The sequence below is a fragment of the Pseudomonas sp. 31 R 17 genome (assembly GCF_900004915.1).
GTDB lineage: Bacteria > Pseudomonadota > Gammaproteobacteria > Pseudomonadales > Pseudomonadaceae > Aquipseudomonas > Aquipseudomonas orientalis_A.
This window is the reverse complement of sequence record NZ_CVTN01000040.1, coordinates 12192-29403: the sequence shown is the minus strand read 5'-3', so window position 1 is coordinate 29403 and position 17212 is coordinate 12192. Positions and strand designations below refer to the sequence as shown.

Annotated in this window: 15 protein-coding genes, 4 tRNA genes and 1 riboswitch; of the genes, 15 read left to right on the top strand and 4 right to left on the bottom strand. The window is 60.9% G+C overall.

What is annotated here, in order from left to right; translation table 11 throughout:
* Positions 1-111: 111 nt before the first annotated feature.
* Positions 112-306: riboswitch (cobalamin riboswitch) on the bottom strand.
* A gap of 72 nt (positions 307-378) precedes the next feature.
* Complete coding sequence (locus BFP89_RS03520; RefSeq protein WP_065884132.1) at positions 379-1308, bottom strand: DNA/RNA non-specific endonuclease; 930 nt, start codon at positions 1306-1308, stop codon at positions 379-381.
* 133 nt (positions 1309-1441) lie between these two features.
* On the opposite strand from BFP89_RS03520, the gene BFP89_RS03515 reads away from it, so the two are divergent.
* Positions 1442-2503, top strand: coding sequence for a M4 family metallopeptidase (locus BFP89_RS03515; RefSeq protein WP_065884131.1), 1062 nt, complete (start codon positions 1442-1444; stop codon positions 2501-2503).
* 28 nt (positions 2504-2531) lie between these two features.
* Entirely contained in the window at positions 2532-2831 is a 300-nt protein-coding gene (locus tag BFP89_RS03510) for a protealysin inhibitor emfourin (protein ID WP_065884129.1), read from the top strand.
* A 160-nt stretch (positions 2832-2991) separates the two neighbouring features.
* On the opposite strand, the gene BFP89_RS03505 is transcribed toward BFP89_RS03510, so the two are convergent.
* Positions 2992-4383 (bottom strand): aldehyde dehydrogenase family protein, encoded by a 1392-nt coding sequence (locus BFP89_RS03505; RefSeq protein ID WP_065884127.1) that lies wholly within the window; start codon positions 4381-4383, stop codon positions 2992-2994.
* A gap of 105 nt (positions 4384-4488) precedes the next feature.
* Between BFP89_RS03505 and BFP89_RS03500 the strand changes: the two genes are divergently transcribed.
* Positions 4489-5361 carry a putrescine utilization regulator PtrR gene (locus tag BFP89_RS03500; protein WP_065884125.1) on the top strand — a complete coding sequence of 291 codons (873 nt, stop codon included), beginning with the start codon at positions 4489-4491 and terminating at the stop codon, positions 5359-5361.
* A 144-nt stretch (positions 5362-5505) separates the two neighbouring features.
* Here the strand turns inward: BFP89_RS03500 and BFP89_RS03495 are convergent, their stop codons facing one another.
* Together BFP89_RS03495 and BFP89_RS03490 are read right to left on the bottom strand one after the other, a co-directional pair.
* Positions 5506-5715: a hypothetical protein gene (locus BFP89_RS03495; protein WP_043047518.1), complete on the bottom strand. Its 210-nt coding sequence runs from the start codon at positions 5713-5715 to the stop codon at positions 5506-5508.
* Between the two features lie 100 nt (positions 5716-5815).
* A complete protein-coding gene (locus BFP89_RS03490; RefSeq protein ID WP_065884124.1) occupies positions 5816-7012 on the bottom strand; it encodes an amino acid aminotransferase in 1197 nt (398 codons plus the stop codon).
* A gap of 342 nt (positions 7013-7354) precedes the next feature.
* On the opposite strand from BFP89_RS03490, the gene uvrB reads away from it, so the two are divergent.
* The 12 genes from uvrB to BFP89_RS29215 all read left to right on the top strand — a co-directional run bounded on the left by uvrB (position 7355) and on the right by BFP89_RS29215 (position 17160).
* Positions 7355-9370 carry an excinuclease ABC subunit UvrB gene (gene uvrB, locus BFP89_RS03485; RefSeq protein ID WP_065884123.1) on the top strand — a complete coding sequence of 672 codons (2016 nt, stop codon included), beginning with the start codon at positions 7355-7357 and terminating at the stop codon, positions 9368-9370.
* A 186-nt stretch (positions 9371-9556) separates the two neighbouring features.
* Entirely contained in the window at positions 9557-11038 is a 1482-nt protein-coding gene (gltX, locus tag BFP89_RS03480; RefSeq protein ID WP_065884120.1) for a glutamate--tRNA ligase, read from the top strand.
* A 147-nt stretch (positions 11039-11185) separates the two neighbouring features.
* A tRNA-Ala gene (locus BFP89_RS03475) sits at positions 11186-11261 on the top strand.
* Between the two features lie 78 nt (positions 11262-11339).
* Positions 11340-11415, top strand: a tRNA-Glu gene (locus BFP89_RS03470).
* A gap of 49 nt (positions 11416-11464) precedes the next feature.
* Positions 11465-11540: transfer RNA gene (locus tag BFP89_RS03465), tRNA-Ala, on the top strand.
* 78 nt (positions 11541-11618) lie between these two features.
* A tRNA-Glu gene (locus BFP89_RS03460) sits at positions 11619-11694 on the top strand.
* A gap of 182 nt (positions 11695-11876) precedes the next feature.
* On the top strand, positions 11877-12416 hold the full coding sequence (locus tag BFP89_RS03455) for a TetR/AcrR family transcriptional regulator (protein ID WP_065884118.1): 540 nt from the start codon (positions 11877-11879) through the stop codon (positions 12414-12416).
* A gap of 14 nt (positions 12417-12430) precedes the next feature.
* Entirely contained in the window at positions 12431-13264 is an 834-nt protein-coding gene (locus tag BFP89_RS03450) for an alpha/beta hydrolase (RefSeq protein ID WP_065884115.1), read from the top strand.
* Positions 13265-13303: 39 nt separating this feature from the next.
* Positions 13304-13738, top strand: coding sequence for an acyl-CoA thioesterase (locus BFP89_RS03445; RefSeq protein WP_065884113.1), 435 nt, complete (start codon positions 13304-13306; stop codon positions 13736-13738).
* 55 nt (positions 13739-13793) lie between these two features.
* Entirely contained in the window at positions 13794-14753 is a 960-nt protein-coding gene (locus BFP89_RS03440) for a tRNA dihydrouridine synthase (protein ID WP_065884111.1), read from the top strand.
* Positions 14754-15137: 384 nt separating this feature from the next.
* Entirely contained in the window at positions 15138-16121 is a 984-nt protein-coding gene (locus BFP89_RS03435) for a hypothetical protein (protein WP_065884109.1), read from the top strand.
* Between the two features lie 295 nt (positions 16122-16416).
* Positions 16417-17160, top strand: a complete 744-nt coding sequence (locus BFP89_RS29215; protein WP_370671200.1) for a hypothetical protein — start codon at positions 16417-16419, stop codon at positions 17158-17160.
* The last annotated feature ends 52 nt before the right edge of the window (positions 17161-17212 follow it).

Sequence of the window (17212 nt, the reverse complement as noted above, 5' to 3'; positions counted from 1 at the left end):
GCAATCTCCGTTTGAACCGTCGATGAAGCAGGGCAGGGACGGTTCGGAAATACACCCACACGCGCCGCCGGCCGGGCAGCGCAAGGATGGCCTTCCCGGACACCCCGCCGGTTAGTGAGTCACTTGGCCGGCAGGTCTCCTGACTGATGCGTCGTCGCCAGGCTCCGGCCTTCCCGGACAACGTCCAGTGGCAGTGGGGAGCAGGCTCAGCACCTACAGTTGCGGGGGCAGTTTCGATTGACGTCGTGGACGACGTTTCGAATTCCCTATTAGTCCCGTGCGGGAACCGGCGGCGCTATGGTAGTCGATCACGACCTGTAGGCGCGAGCTTGCTCGCGAAGGTCGTCAACGATAACGCGGGGCCCCGGTGCGCCGTGGTCAGAGCCGGATATCCTGCGGCCCCCGCACCAGCGCTTCGATCCGCGTCCCCGTGGCGCGCTCCTCGTTGCTGAAACCGTCGTAGTCGGCCAGGTTGCCGAAGCGGATGCCGGTCAATTGTTCGATCTGCAACACGCTGCGCCGGTAGGTTTTGAGCGGACCGAACACCAGGTCCAGTTGGCCCAGTTCGTTGCGTTGGTCGATCATGTAGGCGCTGGCGGAGGGTTTGCCGTCGTCGCTGAGGTAGGCCACCACTTTCCAGAACGCCTGGGGGATTTTCACGCCACGGTACACGCGGTCGTCGTCGGCGAACACCGGGCCGCTGAAAACGCTGGCGCGGGCTTTCCAGCGCTGGGTATTGTCGAGGATGTAGTCCTCCAGCTCCAGCCAGGTCTTCTGGTTGAAGCCGCTCATCTGCGGCGAGCAGTTGGTGAAGTGGAAGGTGTCGACGTTGGCGGTATTCGCCTCGTCCCCCCAATTGGGGTCCTGGCGCCGCACCAGATGACCACGGTCCAGGCCATTGCCGGTGTAGAGGTCTTCGCCCACCTGGGCGTCGAGGGGCAGGCGGCCGTCGTAGGCCCAGGTGTCGTTGTTGCGCACGATATCCACGTGCTTGTCGCCGTCGATGTTGACGCCGACATACAGCGCCAGGCGTCGCGAGCGCGACATGCTGATGGAAAAGTGCGTGTAGTCCAGGCGTCCGGGCTGGGCATCGCCTGCCAGGGCCGTGTCCAGCGTGGGCCAGGGCACTGCGAAGCTACCGAGAAAATCCTCGGCGTAACCGCGCCGGTTCTGCAGGTCCTTGGCGGCGGTGACACGCGGCGTCGCGGCCCTGGCCTCCAGCAGGGAAGGGGCGGGCGGGATCAGAGGGCTAAGGTCGGCAAGCCTTGGGCGGTAGGACAGGTCGATTTTGACGTGACGTGCGGGCATGGGGGATTCCTGATGGGCTTGGATAAACACGACTGCAACATGATTTCATGACAATTTGTCCCAGGCGGCGGACGCGCGTCTATCCTGAAGTCGTTAACCGGCCGTTCACCACACGCCAAAAAGGAGCCAGCTTATGTGTGTTCGCCACCCGCGAAATCCGATTTTCTGCCTGATCCCGCCGTATATGCTCGACCAGATCGCGCGCCACGGTGACAAAGCCCAGCGCGAGGTTGCGCTGCGCACGCGCGCCAAGGACAGCACGTTCCGCTCCTTGCGCATGGTCGCCGTGCCCGCCAAAGGCCCGGCCCGCATGGCGCTGCTGGCGGGCGCCGAGAAACAGCGCTCGATCTACAGCGCCGACAACACCGACAGCCTGCCCGGCAAGCTGATCCGTGGCGAAGGGCAACCTGCCAGCGGTGATGCTGCGGTGGACGAGGCCTACGATGGCCTGGGCGCGACCTTCGATTTTTTCGACCAGGTGTTCGATCGCAATTCCATCGACGATGCCGGGATGGCGCTGGATGCCACCGTGCACTTTGGCCAGGACTACAATAATGCCTTCTGGAACTCGACCCAGATGGTCTTTGGTGATGGTGACCAGCAGTTGTTCAACCGCTTTACCGTGGCGCTGGACGTGATTGGTCACGAGTTGGCGCACGGGGTGACCGAGGATGAAGCCAAGTTGATGTACTTCAACCAGTCGGGTGCGTTGAACGAGTCGCTGTCGGACGTGTTCGGATCGCTGATCAAGCAGTACGCGTTAAAGCAAAAGGCCGAGGACGCCGATTGGCTGATCGGCAAGGGGCTGTTTACCAAAAAGATCAAAGGCACCGCCCTGCGCTCGATGAAGGCCCCCGGCACGGCGTTTGACGATAAATTGCTGGGCAAGGACCCGCAGCCGGGGCATATGGATGACTTTGTGCAAACCTATGACGACAATGGCGGCGTGCACATTAATTCCGGCATTCCCAACCATGCGTTCTATCAGGTTGCTACGCGTATTGGCGGGTTCGCCTGGGAGCGTGCCGGGCGTATCTGGTATGACGCCCTGCGTGATTCGCGGTTACGGCCGAACTCGGGGTTTCTGCGTTTTGCACGTATCACTTACGATGTCGCCGGGCGCCTTTATGGCGCGAACAAGGATGAGCAGAAGGCCGTGAAGGAAGGTTGGAAAGCGGTCGGTATCAACGTCTGACACTCCGCCAGGGCGGTGAGGAACAGCCATGCGAATCTCGATCAAGGAAAACGGCGGCCCGGCGTTCTTTCCGGGTTTGGCCAAACCTCGCAGTGTCGAGCTCGATGCACTGCCCGAGCAGGATCAGCAGGAGTTGCGGCAACTGATCGAGCAGTCGAAGTTTTTCCAGTTGCCGCAAAGTACTCAACCCTCCGGCAACCCTGGGCAAGTGCACTACACGCTCACTGTGACCGAGGGCGAGCGTGAACACACCGTGTGCGTATTGGCGCCGGTGAAATCGCAGGCGCTGGACGGGTTGGTACAGTGCGTGCGGCGACATATTCGCTGATTGCTTAAAGTCGGATACACCCCTCCAAGGCTGCCTTGGTCCAAATGTGGGAGGGGGCTCGCCCCCGATAGCGGTGTGTCAGTCACAGAGGTCTGGCTGATCCACCGCCATCGGGGGCAAGCCCCCTCCCACATTTGATGTGTGTTGAAGCCAGGGCTGTTTATTGACGGTCGAGCCACACCGTTTGCGCGTTGCAGAACTCGCGTACGCCGAAGTGCGACAGCTCACGGCCGAATCCGCTTTTCTTAATGCCACCAAATGCGACTCGCGGGTCGGAAACGCTGTAAGCGTTGACGAAGATCCCACCGGTTTCCAACTGGTCGGCGATCTCTCGTGCCTTCGCCGGGTCGGTGGTGAAGATACTGGCGGTCAGGCCGAATTCGCTGTCGTTGGCCAGGGCCACCGCATGGTCGGCGTCACGGGCGGTGATGATGGACGCGACGGGGCCGAACAGCTCCTGTTTGAACGAGGTCATCTGGTCGGTGACGTCGGCCAATACGGTGGGTTCGTAGTAGTTGCCTGCGCCCGCCACTTTGTTGCCGCCCAGCAGCAGGGTGGCGCCTTCGTCGAGGGTGGCCTGGACCTGGTCGTGCAGCTCATCGCGCAGATCGAAGCGCGCCATGGGGCCGATGTAGGTGGCAGGCGAGGTCGGGTCGCCCATCACCAGGTTGCGGCTGGCTTCAAGGAACCTGGCGGTAAAGGCTTCAACCACACCTGCCTCGATGATCAAGCGCTTGGCGGCGGCGCAGACTTGGCCGCTGTTCTGGAAGCGACCGATCAGCGCGGCCTGTACGGCGGCGTCGAGGTCGGCGTCGTTGAGCACGATGAACGGGTCGGAGCCGCCCAGTTCCAGCACGCATTTTTTCAGTGCCGCACCGGCCTGGGAACCGATGGCGATACCGGCGCGCACGCTGCCGGTGAGGGTGACGGCGGCGATACGTGGGTCGGCGATGGCGCTGGACACACCTTCGGTAGTGACGTTGATCACCTCGAACAGGCCTTCAGCGAAGCCGGCCTTCTGGAACGCCTGCTGCATCAGGTAAGCGCTGCCCATCACGTTCGGCGCATGTTTAAGCACGTAAGTGTTGCCGGCGAGCAGGGTCGGCACGGCGCCACGCAGTACCTGCCATACCGGAAAGTTCCACGGCATCACGGCAAGGATCGGCCCCAGCGGGCGGTATTCAATCCGGGCGCTGCCGTTGTCCACCAGGGTCGGCTCCGGCGCGAGCATGGCGGGGCCGTGCTGCGCGTACCACTCGCTGAGCTGGGCGCATTTCTCGATTTCGGCACGGGCCTGGGCAATGGGCTTGCCCATTTCCAGGGTGATCATCTGCGCCATGGCTTCGGCCTGGTCACGCAGGGCGCCGGCCAGAGCCAACAGCAATTGCGCGCGGCGGCCCACGGTTTGGCGGCGCCAGGTGCGGAAGGCAGCGGTGGAACGGGTGAGCGCGGCATCCAGCTGCGACGGGCTTTCATACGCGTAGCTGCCAACGGTCTCGCCATTGGCCGGGTTGATCGACAACGCGTGGGTCTGATGGGAAATAGCGTTCATGGCACCGTCCTGCAGGGGTGATGGGAATGGAAGCCAGCGTACGCTGCTGGACGTTTTCCGAAAACTGAATAATATTGAGCAATACATTCACGATTGGAGAATGAATTGGATCTGGTGCAGTTGGAAATCTTCAAGGCCGTTGCCGAACAAGGCAGCATCAGCGCCGCCGCACAGTTGATCCATCGGGTGCCGTCGAACCTGACCACGCGGATCAAACAACTGGAGCAGGACCTGGGCGTGGAATTGTTTATCCGCGAGAAAAGCCGCCTGCGCCTGTCACCGGCCGGGTGGAATTTCCTCGGCTATACGCGGCGTATTCTCGATTTGGTACAGGAGGCCCGCGCCACGGTGGCGGGGGAGGAGCCCCAGGGCGCCTTTGCCCTCGGCTCGCTGGAAAGTACCGCGGCGGTGCGTATTCCCGCGTTGCTGGCGGCGTATAACCAGCAGTACACCAAGGTTGAGCTGGACCTGAGCACGGGACCGTCGGGCACGATGATCGAAGGCGTGCTGTCCGGGCGTTTGACGGCGGCCTTTGTCGATGGCCCGGTGCTGCACTCCACGCTGGAAGGCGTGGCGGTGTTTGAAGAGGAGATGGTGGTGATTGCGCCGCTGCATCATGCGCCGATCACGCGGGGGCGGGAGGTGAATGGCGAGAACATCTACACCTTTCGTTCCAACTGCTCATATCGGCATCACTTCGAGCGTTGGTTCTCACAGGACGGTGCGGTGCCGGGCAAAATCTTTGAGATTGAGTCCTACCACGGCATGCTGGCGTGCGTCAGCGCCGGAGCAGGGCTGGCGTTGATGCCGCGCAGTATGCTGGAAAGCATGCCGGGGGCGGCGGCGGTCAGCGTGTGGCCGCTGGCGGACAACTTCCGTGTGTTGAATACCTGGCTGATCTGGCGCCGGGGCACGGTGTCGCAAAGCTTGAACAGCTTCGTAAAACTGCTGGAAGAACGCGGGCTTGCAGCAGCCTGAATCCAATGCAGGAGCGAGCTTGCTCGCGAAAAACGTCAACGATAACGCGTAATTCCTGGATAAACGCGGTGGCTGTGAGTTTTTCGCGAGCAAGCTCGCTCCTACAACATCGGGGGCAAGCCCCCTACCACATTTCGCTCTTGATCAGCCGCCGAACTGGAAGGTGCCCATGGCCAGCTTGGCCATGATTGCCGTGGCGCCCAGTTGCACCAGCCACAACGCCAGGCCACCGAGGAACACCCCCAGCGCCACTTGCAGCACCAGGCTTTTCTGGCGCTTGGCTTGCGGCGCGCGTGGAGCATAGTCATGCAGTTCGTCGCGGTCGGCACGCAGATCCAGGTCGTCGTTTCTCATAGGGCTCTCACAGCAAAGGGACAGTCGGTGTGCAGTCTAGTGCGTTCGCCAACAAAAAGGGGGAAGCCCTTGGCTTCCCCCTCGTTCAACGCTGGCAGGTTTACAGCACCTGAACGATTGCCTGTGTGACCGCAGCAATGTTCGACTGGTTCAGCGCCGCCACACAGATGCGGCCGGTATCCAGTGCATAGATGCCAAATTCGCTGCGCAGGCGGGTGACTTGCTCAACGCTCAAGCCGGAGTAGGAGAACATCCCACGCTGGCGCCCGACAAAACTGAAATCGTGGCCTGGCGCGGCCTTGGTCAGCGCCGCCACCATCTGCTCGCGCATGCCGCGGATGCGCAGGCGCATTTCGCCCAGTTCTGTTTCCCACTGGGCGCGCAGCTCAGGGTTGTTCAGTACCGCTGCAACGATCGCTGCGCCGTGGGTCGGCGGGTTGGAGTAGTTGGTACGGATCACACGCTTGACCTGGGACAGGATGCGCGCGCTTTCTTCCCTGGAGTCGCCGACGATGGACAAGGCGCCCACGCGTTCGCCGTACAGGGAGAACGACTTGGAGAACGAGCTGGACACGAAGAAGGTCAGGCCCGACTCCGCGAACAGGCGCACCGCGGCGGCGTCTTCGTGGATGCCGTCGCCGAAGCCCTGGTAGGCCATATCGAGAAACGGCACCAGGTTCTTGGCCTTGATGACGTCCAGTACGTTCTGCCAGTCCGCCGGGCTCAGGTCGACACCGGTCGGGTTGTGGCAGCAGGCGTGCAACACCACGATGGACTGTGGCGGCAGGGCGTTGAGGTCTTCGAGCAGGCCGCTGCGGTTGACGTCGTGCGTGGCGGCGTCGTAGTAGCGGTAGTTCTGTACCGGGAAACCGGCGGTTTCGAACAGCGCGCGGTGGTTTTCCCAGCTCGGATCGCTGATGGCTACCACGGCGTCGGGCAGCAACTGCTTGAGGAAGTCGGCGCCGATCTTCAGCGCGCCGGTGCCACCCACGGCCTGCACGGTCACCACACGGCCGGCTTCGAGCAGCGGCGACTTATCACCGAACAGCAGGGTTTGCACGGCCTTGTCGTAGGCCGCGATGCCGTCAATCGGCAAGTAGCCACGGGCGGCATGTTGCGCCACGCGAATGGCTTCCGCTTCGGCAACGGCACGCAAGAGCGGAATCTTCCCCTCCTCGTTGCAGTAAACGCCCACGCCAAGGTTGACCTTGGTGGTTCGAGTATCGGCGTTGAATGCTTCGTTGAGGCCCAGGATTGGATCGCGTGGTGCCATTTCGACAGCGGAGAACAGGCTCATTTTTGCGGCAGCTCTATGGGGGAAGGGAGGGACGTGTCGCGCTCCAGCCGGTTGCACTAGAGCGGTGCACAAACGGGGAGCTAGTATAGAGGCCATCACGGCTGAGGGCGACAGCGGAAATGCCTTTTCGGCCAAGTTTTTCGGTTTAATTGCCCACCGTTAGTCTTATTGCAGATTGATCCCGGACGGCAGGTAGGACGTTTGCCTTGAAACCCGACACCTTCGTCACCACTACTACGGCTATCATGGTTTTTTCCTGCAACCTGCGATGATTATTCGTGGGTTGCTGAGCTATTTCGTCCCTGGCGGTGTTGAGTCTGGGGTGACCACACGAGGTACGTTATGTCGGATTTCCAGCTCGTCACCCGTTTTGAACCCGCCGGCGACCAACCGGAAGCGATTCGCCAGATGGTCGAAGGCATCGAGGCCGGCCTGGCGCATCAGACGCTGCTTGGGGTGACCGGTTCAGGCAAGACGTTCAGCATCGCCAACGTGATCGCGCAGATCAATCGCCCGACCCTGGTGCTGGCACCGAACAAAACCCTGGCCGCGCAGCTGTATGGCGAGTTCAAGGCGTTCTTCCCGAACAACGCGGTGGAGTATTTCGTTTCCTACTACGACTACTACCAGCCCGAAGCCTATGTGCCGTCCTCCGATACCTTTATCGAGAAGGATGCGTCGATCAACGACCATATCGAGCAGATGCGGCTGTCGGCGACCAAGGCCTTGCTGGAACGCAAGGACGCGATCATCGTCACCACGGTGTCGTGCATCTACGGCCTGGGCAGCCCGGAAACCTATTTGAAAATGGTGCTGCACGTCGATCGCGGCGACAAGCTCGACCAGCGCGAACTGCTGCGGCGCCTGACCAGCCTGCAGTACACCCGCAACGACATGGACTTTGCCCGGGCCACGTTCCGCGTGCGCGGCGATGTGATCGATATCTACCCGGCCGAATCCGACCTGGAGGCGATCCGCATCGAGCTGTTCGACGATGAAGTCGAAAGCCTGTCGGCCTTCGACCCGTTGACCGGCGAGGTGATCCGCAAATTGCCGCGCTTCACCTTCTACCCGAAAAGCCACTATGTGACCCCGCGTGAAACCCTGATGGGTGCGATCGAGGGCATCAAGGTGGAATTAGCCGAGCGCCTGGAGTACTTGCGTTCCAACAACAAGCTGGTGGAAGCCCAGCGCCTGGAGCAGCGCACCCGTTTCGACCTGGAGATGATCCTGGAGCTGGGCTACTGCAACGGCATCGAGAACTACTCGCGCTACCTGTCGGGCCGCGAATCCGGTGCGCCACCGCCGACACTCTATGATTACCTGCCGCCGGATGCCTTGCTGGTTATCGACGAATCCCACGTCAGCGTGCCGCAAGTCGGCGCGATGTATAAGGGCGACCGTTCACGCAAGGAAACCCTGGTGGAATACGGCTTCCGTCTGCCATCGGCGCTGGACAACCGGCCAATGCGTTTCGACGAATGGGAGGCCATCAGCCCGCAGACCATCTTTGTCTCCGCAACGCCCGGCAATTACGAGGCCGAACATGCCGGCCGGGTAATTGAACAGGTCGTGCGACCGACCGGCCTGGTCGACCCGCAAATCGAAATCCGCCCGGCGCTGACCCAGGTCGACGACCTGCTGTCGGAGATCAACAAGCGCGTGGCCCTGGAAGAGCGCGTGCTGGTTACTACCCTGACCAAGCGCATGTCCGAAGACTTGACCGATTACCTGGCCGACCACGGCGTGCGCGTGCGCTATCTGCACTCGGACATCGACACGGTGGAGCGTGTGGAAATCATTCGGGATCTACGCCTGGGCACCTTTGATGTGCTGGTGGGCATCAACCTGCTGCGCGAAGGCCTGGACATGCCCGAGGTATCGCTGGTGGCGATCCTGGACGCGGACAAGGAGGGCTTCCTGCGCTCCGAGCGTTCGCTGATCCAGACCATCGGCCGCGCGGCGCGCAACCTCAACGGCAGGGCGATCCTGTATGCGGACCGCATCACCGGCTCCATGGAGCGCGCGATCGGCGAGACCGAGCGTCGTCGCGAGAAGCAGATTGCGTTCAACCTGGAACACGGCATTACCCCCAAAGGCGTGTTCAAGGACGTGGCCGACATCATGGAAGGCGCCACCGTGCCTGGCTCGCGCAGCAAGAAGCGCAAGGGCATGGCCAAGGCGGCCGAGGAAAGCGCCAAGTACGAGAACGAACTGCGCTCGCCGAGTGAAATCACCAAGCGGATTCGGCAGCTGGAAGAGAAGATGTATCAGTTGGCGCGCGATCTGGAGTTTGAGGCGGCGGCACAGACCCGGGATGAGATTGGCAAGTTGCGCGAGCGGTTGCTGACTGTTTGATCTGGGGTGACTTTACTGGCCTCATCGGGGGCAAACCCCCTCCCACCTGTTGATGTGTGAATACAGTCAAGTGTGGGAGGGGGCTTGCCCCCGATGGCCGCGCCTCGGTTTTCCAGAAATCCCCCAGGCTGTTACCATTCGCCCCTTGTTTCAATTTTCAGTTTCATCGCCCATTCGAGACCTGCCATGACCACCGTCCGCACGCGCATTGCGCCATCGCCTACTGGGGATCCCCACGTCGGCACTGCTTACATCGCCCTGTTCAACTACTGCTTTGCCAAGCAGCACGGCGGTGAATTCATCCTGCGGATCGAAGACACCGATCAACTGCGCTCGACCCGTGAGTCGGAACAGCAGATTTTCGATGCCCTGCGCTGGTTGGGCATTACCTGGGCCGAAGGCCCGGATGTCGGCGGCCCCCACGGCCCGTATCGCCAGAGCGAGCGCAGCGACATCTACAAGCAGTACACCCAGCAACTGGTGGACATGGGCCACGCGTTCCCCTGCTTCTGCACCGCCGAAGAGCTGGACCAGATGCGCGCCGAGCAACAGGCCCGTGGCGAGACACCGCGCTACGATGGCCGCGCGCTGTTGTTGTCCAAAGAGGAAGTGGCCGCGCGCCTGGCCGCCGGCGAGCCCCATGTGATCCGCATGAAAGTGCCGAGCGAAGGCGTATGCGTGGTGCCGGACATGCTGCGCGGTGATGTCGAGATTCCGTGGGACCGCATGGACATGCAGGTGCTGATGAAGACCGACGGCCTGCCGACGTACTTCCTGGCCAACGTGGTCGACGACCACCTGATGGGCATCACCCATGTGCTGCGCGGCGAAGAATGGCTGCCGTCGGCGCCCAAGCTGATCCTGCTCTACGAATACTTCGGCTGGGAGCAGCCGCAGCTGTGCTACATGCCGCTGCTGCGTAACCCGGACAAGAGCAAACTGTCCAAGCGCAAGAACCCGACCTCGGTGACCTTCTACGAGCGCATGGGCTTTATGCCTGAAGCGATGCTCAACTACCTGGGCCGCATGGGCTGGTCGATGCCGGACGAGCGCGAGAAATTCTCGCTGCAGGAAATGGTCGATAACTTCGACCTGTCCCGCGTCTCCCTGGGCGGGCCGATTTTCGATATCGAGAAGCTGTCATGGCTTAACGGCCAGTGGTTGCGTGATTTGCCGGTAGAAGAGTTCGCCAGTCGTGTGCAGCAGTGGGCACTCAACCCCGAGTACATGATGAAGATCGCGCCGCTGGTGCAGGGCAGGGTGGAAACGTTCAGCCAGGTCGCACCGCTGGCCAGCTTTTTCTTCGCCGGTGGCGTGAACCCGGAGGCCAAGCTGTTTGAATCGAAAAAGCTCTCCGGTGACCAGGTGCGTCAGTTGATGCAGTTGATCCTGTGGAAGCTCGAAAGCCTGCGCCAATGGGAGAAGGATGCGATCACCGCGACGATCCAGGCAGTGGTCGAGTCGCTGGAGCTGAAGTTGCGTGATGCCATGCCGTTGATGTTTGCCGCGATTACCGGTCAGGCCAGTTCAGTGTCGGTGCTCGACGCGATGGAAATCCTCGGCCCGGACCTCACGCGTTTCCGTCTGCGCCAAGCCCTTGATTTGCTTGGTGGTGTTTCGAAGAAAGAAAACAAAGAGTGGGAAAAGCTGCTGGGCGCTATCGCTTAAGCGCACGGCTGTAAGGACGAAACCCCGGTTTTCCGGGGTTTCGTCGGTAAGTGATTGTTATCCCGGCAAAAAATTTTGAAAATTGTTGAAAATAAATTTGACACGTTTCGAAACCGCCATTAAGATTCGCCCCGTCCTCACCGATGAGGGGCTATAGCTCAGCTGGGAGAGCGCTTGCATGGCATGCAAGAGGTCAACGGTTCGATCCCGTTTAGCTCCACCAATTTACAGGTTCAAGGTCTGGCCACACCGTCCTTGAATCGATCGGCACTCAGCGCCGATCAGTTGTACAGAAGGTTTTGTCCCCTTCGTCTAGTGGCCTAGGACACCGCCCTTTCACGGCGGTAACAGGGGTTCGAGTCCCCTAGGGGACGCCAGTTTCAACAAGCAGCTCGAAAGATCTGCTGCGCCGCCAGGCGAAAAATCGGGGCTATAGCTCAGCTGGGAGAGCGCTTGCATGGCATGCAAGAGGTCAACGGTTCGATCCCGTTTAGCTCCACCAATTTACAGGTTCAAGGTTGCGGCCACACCGTCCTTGAGTCGATCGGTCTTCGCACTGATCACTGTACAGAAGGTTTGTGTCCCCTTCGTCTAGTGGCCTAGGACACCGCCCTTTCACGGCGGTAACAGGGGTTCGAGTCCCCTAGGGGACGCCACGATTACCCGCTCTGCGGGATTTTTAAGGGTCATTCAATTATTGAATGGCCCTTTTGTTTGTCTGGCGTTCGGCCAATTCTTTCTTCACCTCCTTTCTTCTGTTCTGACCAATGGTCATGCTTGTCGCTTGTGCAATATTATTATGGTAATAATATTCAACCCATGAGAGACGGAGGCTTTGATGAGCGATAAAAAAGCGCAAACGCGCGAACGCATCTTGCAGGCCGCCAGCGCGGCATTGATCCAGCGTGGCCCGGCTGAGCCGAGTGTCGGCGAAGTCATGGGCGCGGCGGGGCTGACGGTCGGCGGTTTTTATGCGCACTTTGAGAGCAAGGATGCGCTGATGCTGGAGGCCTTCACTGAATTGCTGGCCAAGCGCCGCGCGGCGATAGAAGACCTGGACACCCAGCTGACCGGCGAAGAGCGCCGAAGCCTGGTGGCGGCGTTTTACTTGTCGCGCAAGCACCGGGACTCCACCGGCGAGGCATGCCCGCTGCCTGCGACGGTTGGCGAAATGGGCCGTTTGCCGGACGCGTTCCGTCAGGCACTGAGCGAACATTGCGAGCTGATGGCCGCCCAACTGGCGGCCACCCCGGAAGATACCGACAAGGCCCTGGCCGACATGGCGCTGATGGTCGGCGGCCTGACGCTGGCGCGGGCCCTGGGGCCCGGTGAGCTGTCCGATCGTGTGCTGCGCGCCGCCAAGTCGGCGGTACGCTGAAGAGGGTTCAGGGCATGGGCGGCTTGAATTGGGTTCGTGGTTTCAACGGCACGGTCGGCCGACTCGCGCCGCAAACGGTGGCCAACCGGATGCGCCGCACCTTCATGACGCCCCGTGAGCTACCGCCACGGGCGTGGGAGCTGCCGGTGCTGGCGCAATCGGAGCGCATCACCTTGCGCTTTGGCCTCTCGGCGCTGCGCTGGGGGCAAGGGCCGGCGGTGTTGCTGATGCACGGCTGGGAAGGCCGGCCTACGCAATTCGCCAGCCTGATCACGGCGTTGGTGGAGGGCGGCTACTCGGTGATTGCGCTGGATGGCCCGGCCCATGGGCATTCGCCAGGGCGTGAAGCGCATGTGCTGCTGTTCGCCCGTGCCATGCTCGAGGCGGCGGCCGAGCTGCCCCCGCTGCAGGCGGTGGTCGGCCACTCCATGGGCGGTGCCAGCGCGATGCTGGCGGTGCAGTTGGGGCTGCATACGCAGGCGTTGGTGAGTATCGCCGCGCCCTCGCGTTTCCTCGATGCGCTGCGCGGTTTCACGCGCATGATGGGGTTGCCGCCGCGCGCACGTTCGGCGTTTATCCAGACGGTCGAACTGGCGTTCGGCATGCCGCTCAAGCACCTGGATGTCGCGCACTACCAGATGAACCTTCCCGGCCTGATCGTGCATGCCGAAGACGATACGTTCGTTCCGGTCAAAGCCTCGCAGACCATCCACGAGGCCTGGCCAGGCAGTCGCCTGATGCGCCTGGAGCAGGGCGGGCATCAGAAGGTGCTGGCCGATCCACGGGTAATCGAAGGCGTACTCGCCCTGTTGGCGAGCTGTCATGTACAGGAGCGCCAGACCGCCTGATACACTGCGCCCGCCGACATCAATCGACTGGAGCAAGGCATGGGCTGGGATTTGGCAACGCCGTTCATCATCGACCTGCAGGTCGCCGCTGAGGACATCGACGGCCTGGGGCACGCCAATAACGCCGTGTACGTGTCCTGGCTGGAGCGTTGCGCCTGGCGTCACTCCCAGCGCCTGGGGCTGGACCTTGCCGAGTATCGGCGCCTGGACCGCGCGATGGCCGTGGTGCGTCATGAGATCGACTACCTGGCGGCCGGCTACGAAGGCGATGAGCTGCAACTGGCCACGTGGATCGTCGATTGGGACCAGCGCCTGAAGATGACGCGCCGCTTTCAGCTGGTACGCTCGCGTGACGGTGCGACCTTGCTGCGCGCGCAGACCACCTTCGTTTGCATCGAACTGTCCAGCGGCAGGCCCAAGCGCATGCCCGCCGAGTTTATCGAGGGGTACGGGCCTGCGCTGACAGGGGGTTAACGGTTGTCGTGGGAAACCCAGTAAACTGCGCCACGATTTTTGTTGAGTGTTTTCCATGCAAATTGCCTTGGCGCCCATGGAGGGGTTGGTCGACAACATCCTGCGGGACGTGTTGACCCGCGTGGGCGGTATCGACTGGTGCGTGACTGAATTCATCCGCGTCAACGACCGCTTGCTCACCCCCGCCTATTTTCACAAGCTCGCTCCGGAACTGCTGCAGGGCGCCCACACCGCCGCGGGCGTGCCGCTGCGCGTGCAATTGCTGGGGTCTGACCCGGTCTGCCTGGCGGAAAACGCCGCCCTGGCCTGCGAGTTGGGCTCGCAGGTGATCGACCTCAACTTCGGCTGCCCGGCCAAGACCGTCAACAAGTCCCGCGGCGGTGCGGTGCTGCTCAAGGAGCCGGAGCTGCTTAACCGGATCGTCGAGCATGTGCGCCGTGCGGTCCCGGCGCATATCCCGGTCACCGCCAAAATGCGCCTGGGCTTCGACAGCCCGGATGGCGCATTGGTCTGCGCTACGGCGCTGGCCGAAGGCGGGGCCGCGCATATCGTGGTGCATGCGCGCACCAAGACCGATGGCTACAAGCCGCCCGCCCATTGGGAGTGGATTCCGCGGGTGCAGGAGGTGGTCAAGGTGCCGGTGTTTGCCAATGGCGACATCTGGAGCGTCGACGATTGGAAACGTTGCCGCGAAGTCAGCGGCGCCGAAGACATCATGCTTGGCCGTGGCCTGGTGGCGCGTCCCGACCTGGCGCGGCAGATCGCGGCGGCGCGTGCAGGGCAAGAGGTGGTGGAAATGACATGGGCGCAGATGCAGCCGATGCTCCAGGAATTCTGGACCCAATCGGTGGCGCAATTGACCGAGCGCCAGGCACCCGGCCGCTTGAAGCAGTGGCTGGCGATGCTGACGCGCAACTACCCCGAAGCGGTGGAGCTGTTTACCGCCTTGCGCCGCGAGACCGGCCTGGAGCAGGTCAGTCGCCTGCTGGGGATGCCCAACCCTGTGGCTGTCTGAAGCGAGGCAATCGAACTCTTGCCATTAATTTGCATAAAGGCGCCACGGCAGGCGCCTTTTTTACGCGTGCGAGTTAACACAAACCAGAGGCAAGTAAACACGTGGAATGTTATCGACGAGTGACATGCCTACAGAGTATTAGCGCGTGTGACCACACTTTCGTAGCGACAAAGCCATAAATCAAGGCTTCGCGCAAATTGTCCATGAGGCAAAGTCTGATAATGCATGTTGGTTTCCTTATATGAACTGCGATTCGCGGAACTCGATAGCTCAAGTTCCCACGAATGGAGGGACTGAAGCAGCGCTGTTGTTGTTCAGTCAATAAAACTATCACTCCCTCCGGCCGTTAAACGGTCGGGTTGTATGAAATAAAGGAACGTGCGTATGTCTATGTCGATTAACACTCCGCCATTGGTTAAAGTCGATACATTTGTTACGGAACAACAAACGGTTTCGGACAATAAAGTTATTCCCCAGCAAACCGGCAAGTCTTTGGCGACAACACCGCCTCAAACGTCCCTGCGTCCCGATAACACGGCAATCACCCCCGAGACCGCGCTAAGGCAACTGTTCGATATGCTTGAAGGTATCTTCAGGGCCATGCGCGACATATTTTCGGGTAAAACACCGATCAAACCTGACTCAGGCAAATTACCCATTGCACCGGATAACAGTAAGGAACTGGTCAAACCGGATGCGGGCAAGTCGCCGGTAAAACCGGACACCCCCCAGGCGCTGATCAAGCCGGATGCAGGCAAGCAGCCGGTGAAGCCGGATACCCCCCAGGCGTTGATCAAGCCGGATGCGGGCAAGCAGCCGGTAAAACCGGATACCCCCCAGGCGTTGATCAAGCCGGATGCGGGCAAGCAGCCGGTAAAACCGGATACCCCCCAGACGCTGATCAAGCCGGATGCAGACAAGCTGCCGGTGAAACCGGACGCAGGCATGCGGGTGCTGCCACAACCCAATGATCCCTTGGTCAACGTGCCTGGGAATAAACCGCACCCCGTGCCGCTCCACCCGACGGTGCCCAAGCCCGAGATCAGCGTGGACAATGACCCCAAGACAAACGTAAATGTGAATGTGGTTGTTGGCCATTGCCATTGCCCTGATGGAAAAGTCTTGCCGGATCGCCTGCCGCCGTCCAGGGTTTCCACGGATACCAGGCCCCAACCCCCTGTGCTTCCGGGGGACTTCCCAAGGCCTAATGTGCCAATGGATACCAAAACGCAGCGCCCCAAGTCGCCGGACGCCAAGCCAACGCCATTGCCCGACGCTCCCACTCCGGATCTGACCAGTCCGGGTCCTGTTGATGACCGAACGGCTGACAGGCATGGCCGCTTTAATCGGCTAAGTTCCAGGTTTTAAACACCGTCATCGCGTTTTGGTCTTTTTATAAGTACAGGCATTTTTTCGAGCGTGTATTTCGAAGAGATGCCTGTATAGGGAGAACTCTATGTCACGCTTTCCAATTAATAACATTGCGCGGGTCATTGATGTAAGGCAGTCATTGACGATCGATGCACTCAGCGCAAGTAATGAAGCCACTATTAAATCAGGTGCTGGTCTCGCGCCGATCAGTGCGACGCCTGATATAAGGTATGGAAATTTATCGCAGCGTTCGGCGGCTGTCGGGAATGACACGCAGCCGATCAACGCAGTCATGGCTTTATTTGCTTCGTTTTTTATTCAGTTGCTTGCCCTGGTAACCGATAAAAAAGAAGAGAGTAAGCCTGACGCTGTTCCTTCACCTGTTGTTCCGCAGGTACCCCCCCAACCGGTGTTGCCGAAACCGGATGCCGCAGCGGACATTCCGGGGTTGTCCAACAAGCGCGGTGGCGCGAAGCCCGACAATATCTGGAGTGGCTTTCGTCAGGGCCCGGATGGCAACTGTGTGACGGTATCGGCGATCAAGGCTGCGATGCACCGATTCGGACAAAGTCCCACGGATATTTTCCAGGAAGTGGCCAAGACCCATGACGGATACCATGTTGTCATGCGCGATGGCTTCCGGCTCACGTTGACTGACCGCGAATTGGCCGAGGGCTCCCGCGGCGCCCAGTTCAACGGTCCCGACAAAGGCATGCTCAAGGATGCGCAATTCCTGTTTGCCGTCAGCGCCAAGCGTGCACAGATGGAAGATAACGATCGCACGGCCGGTCGCAGTTATCAGCATGCGATTCGTAGTCTGAATAACGGAGAGGATGAAAGCGGTCCGGGAGAAGGCTTTCTGCGCCTTGGGTTGAAAAGGCACATGAAGAGAGTGCCGGTGGGTGAGCTTGCCCGAGGTCAGCTGGGCATGTGCAACCGTACCGGGCATTCGGTGGCGGTCATCAACGGCCGCGAAGAGTTATGGGGAAAACAGGGGCGAGCCCCCTCGCATGGTGAGGCCGTTGCACTGATTTGACCGTGGTGCACCTGGGCAGGGATAACCCAGGGTGCATTTGTTTCAACGCTGC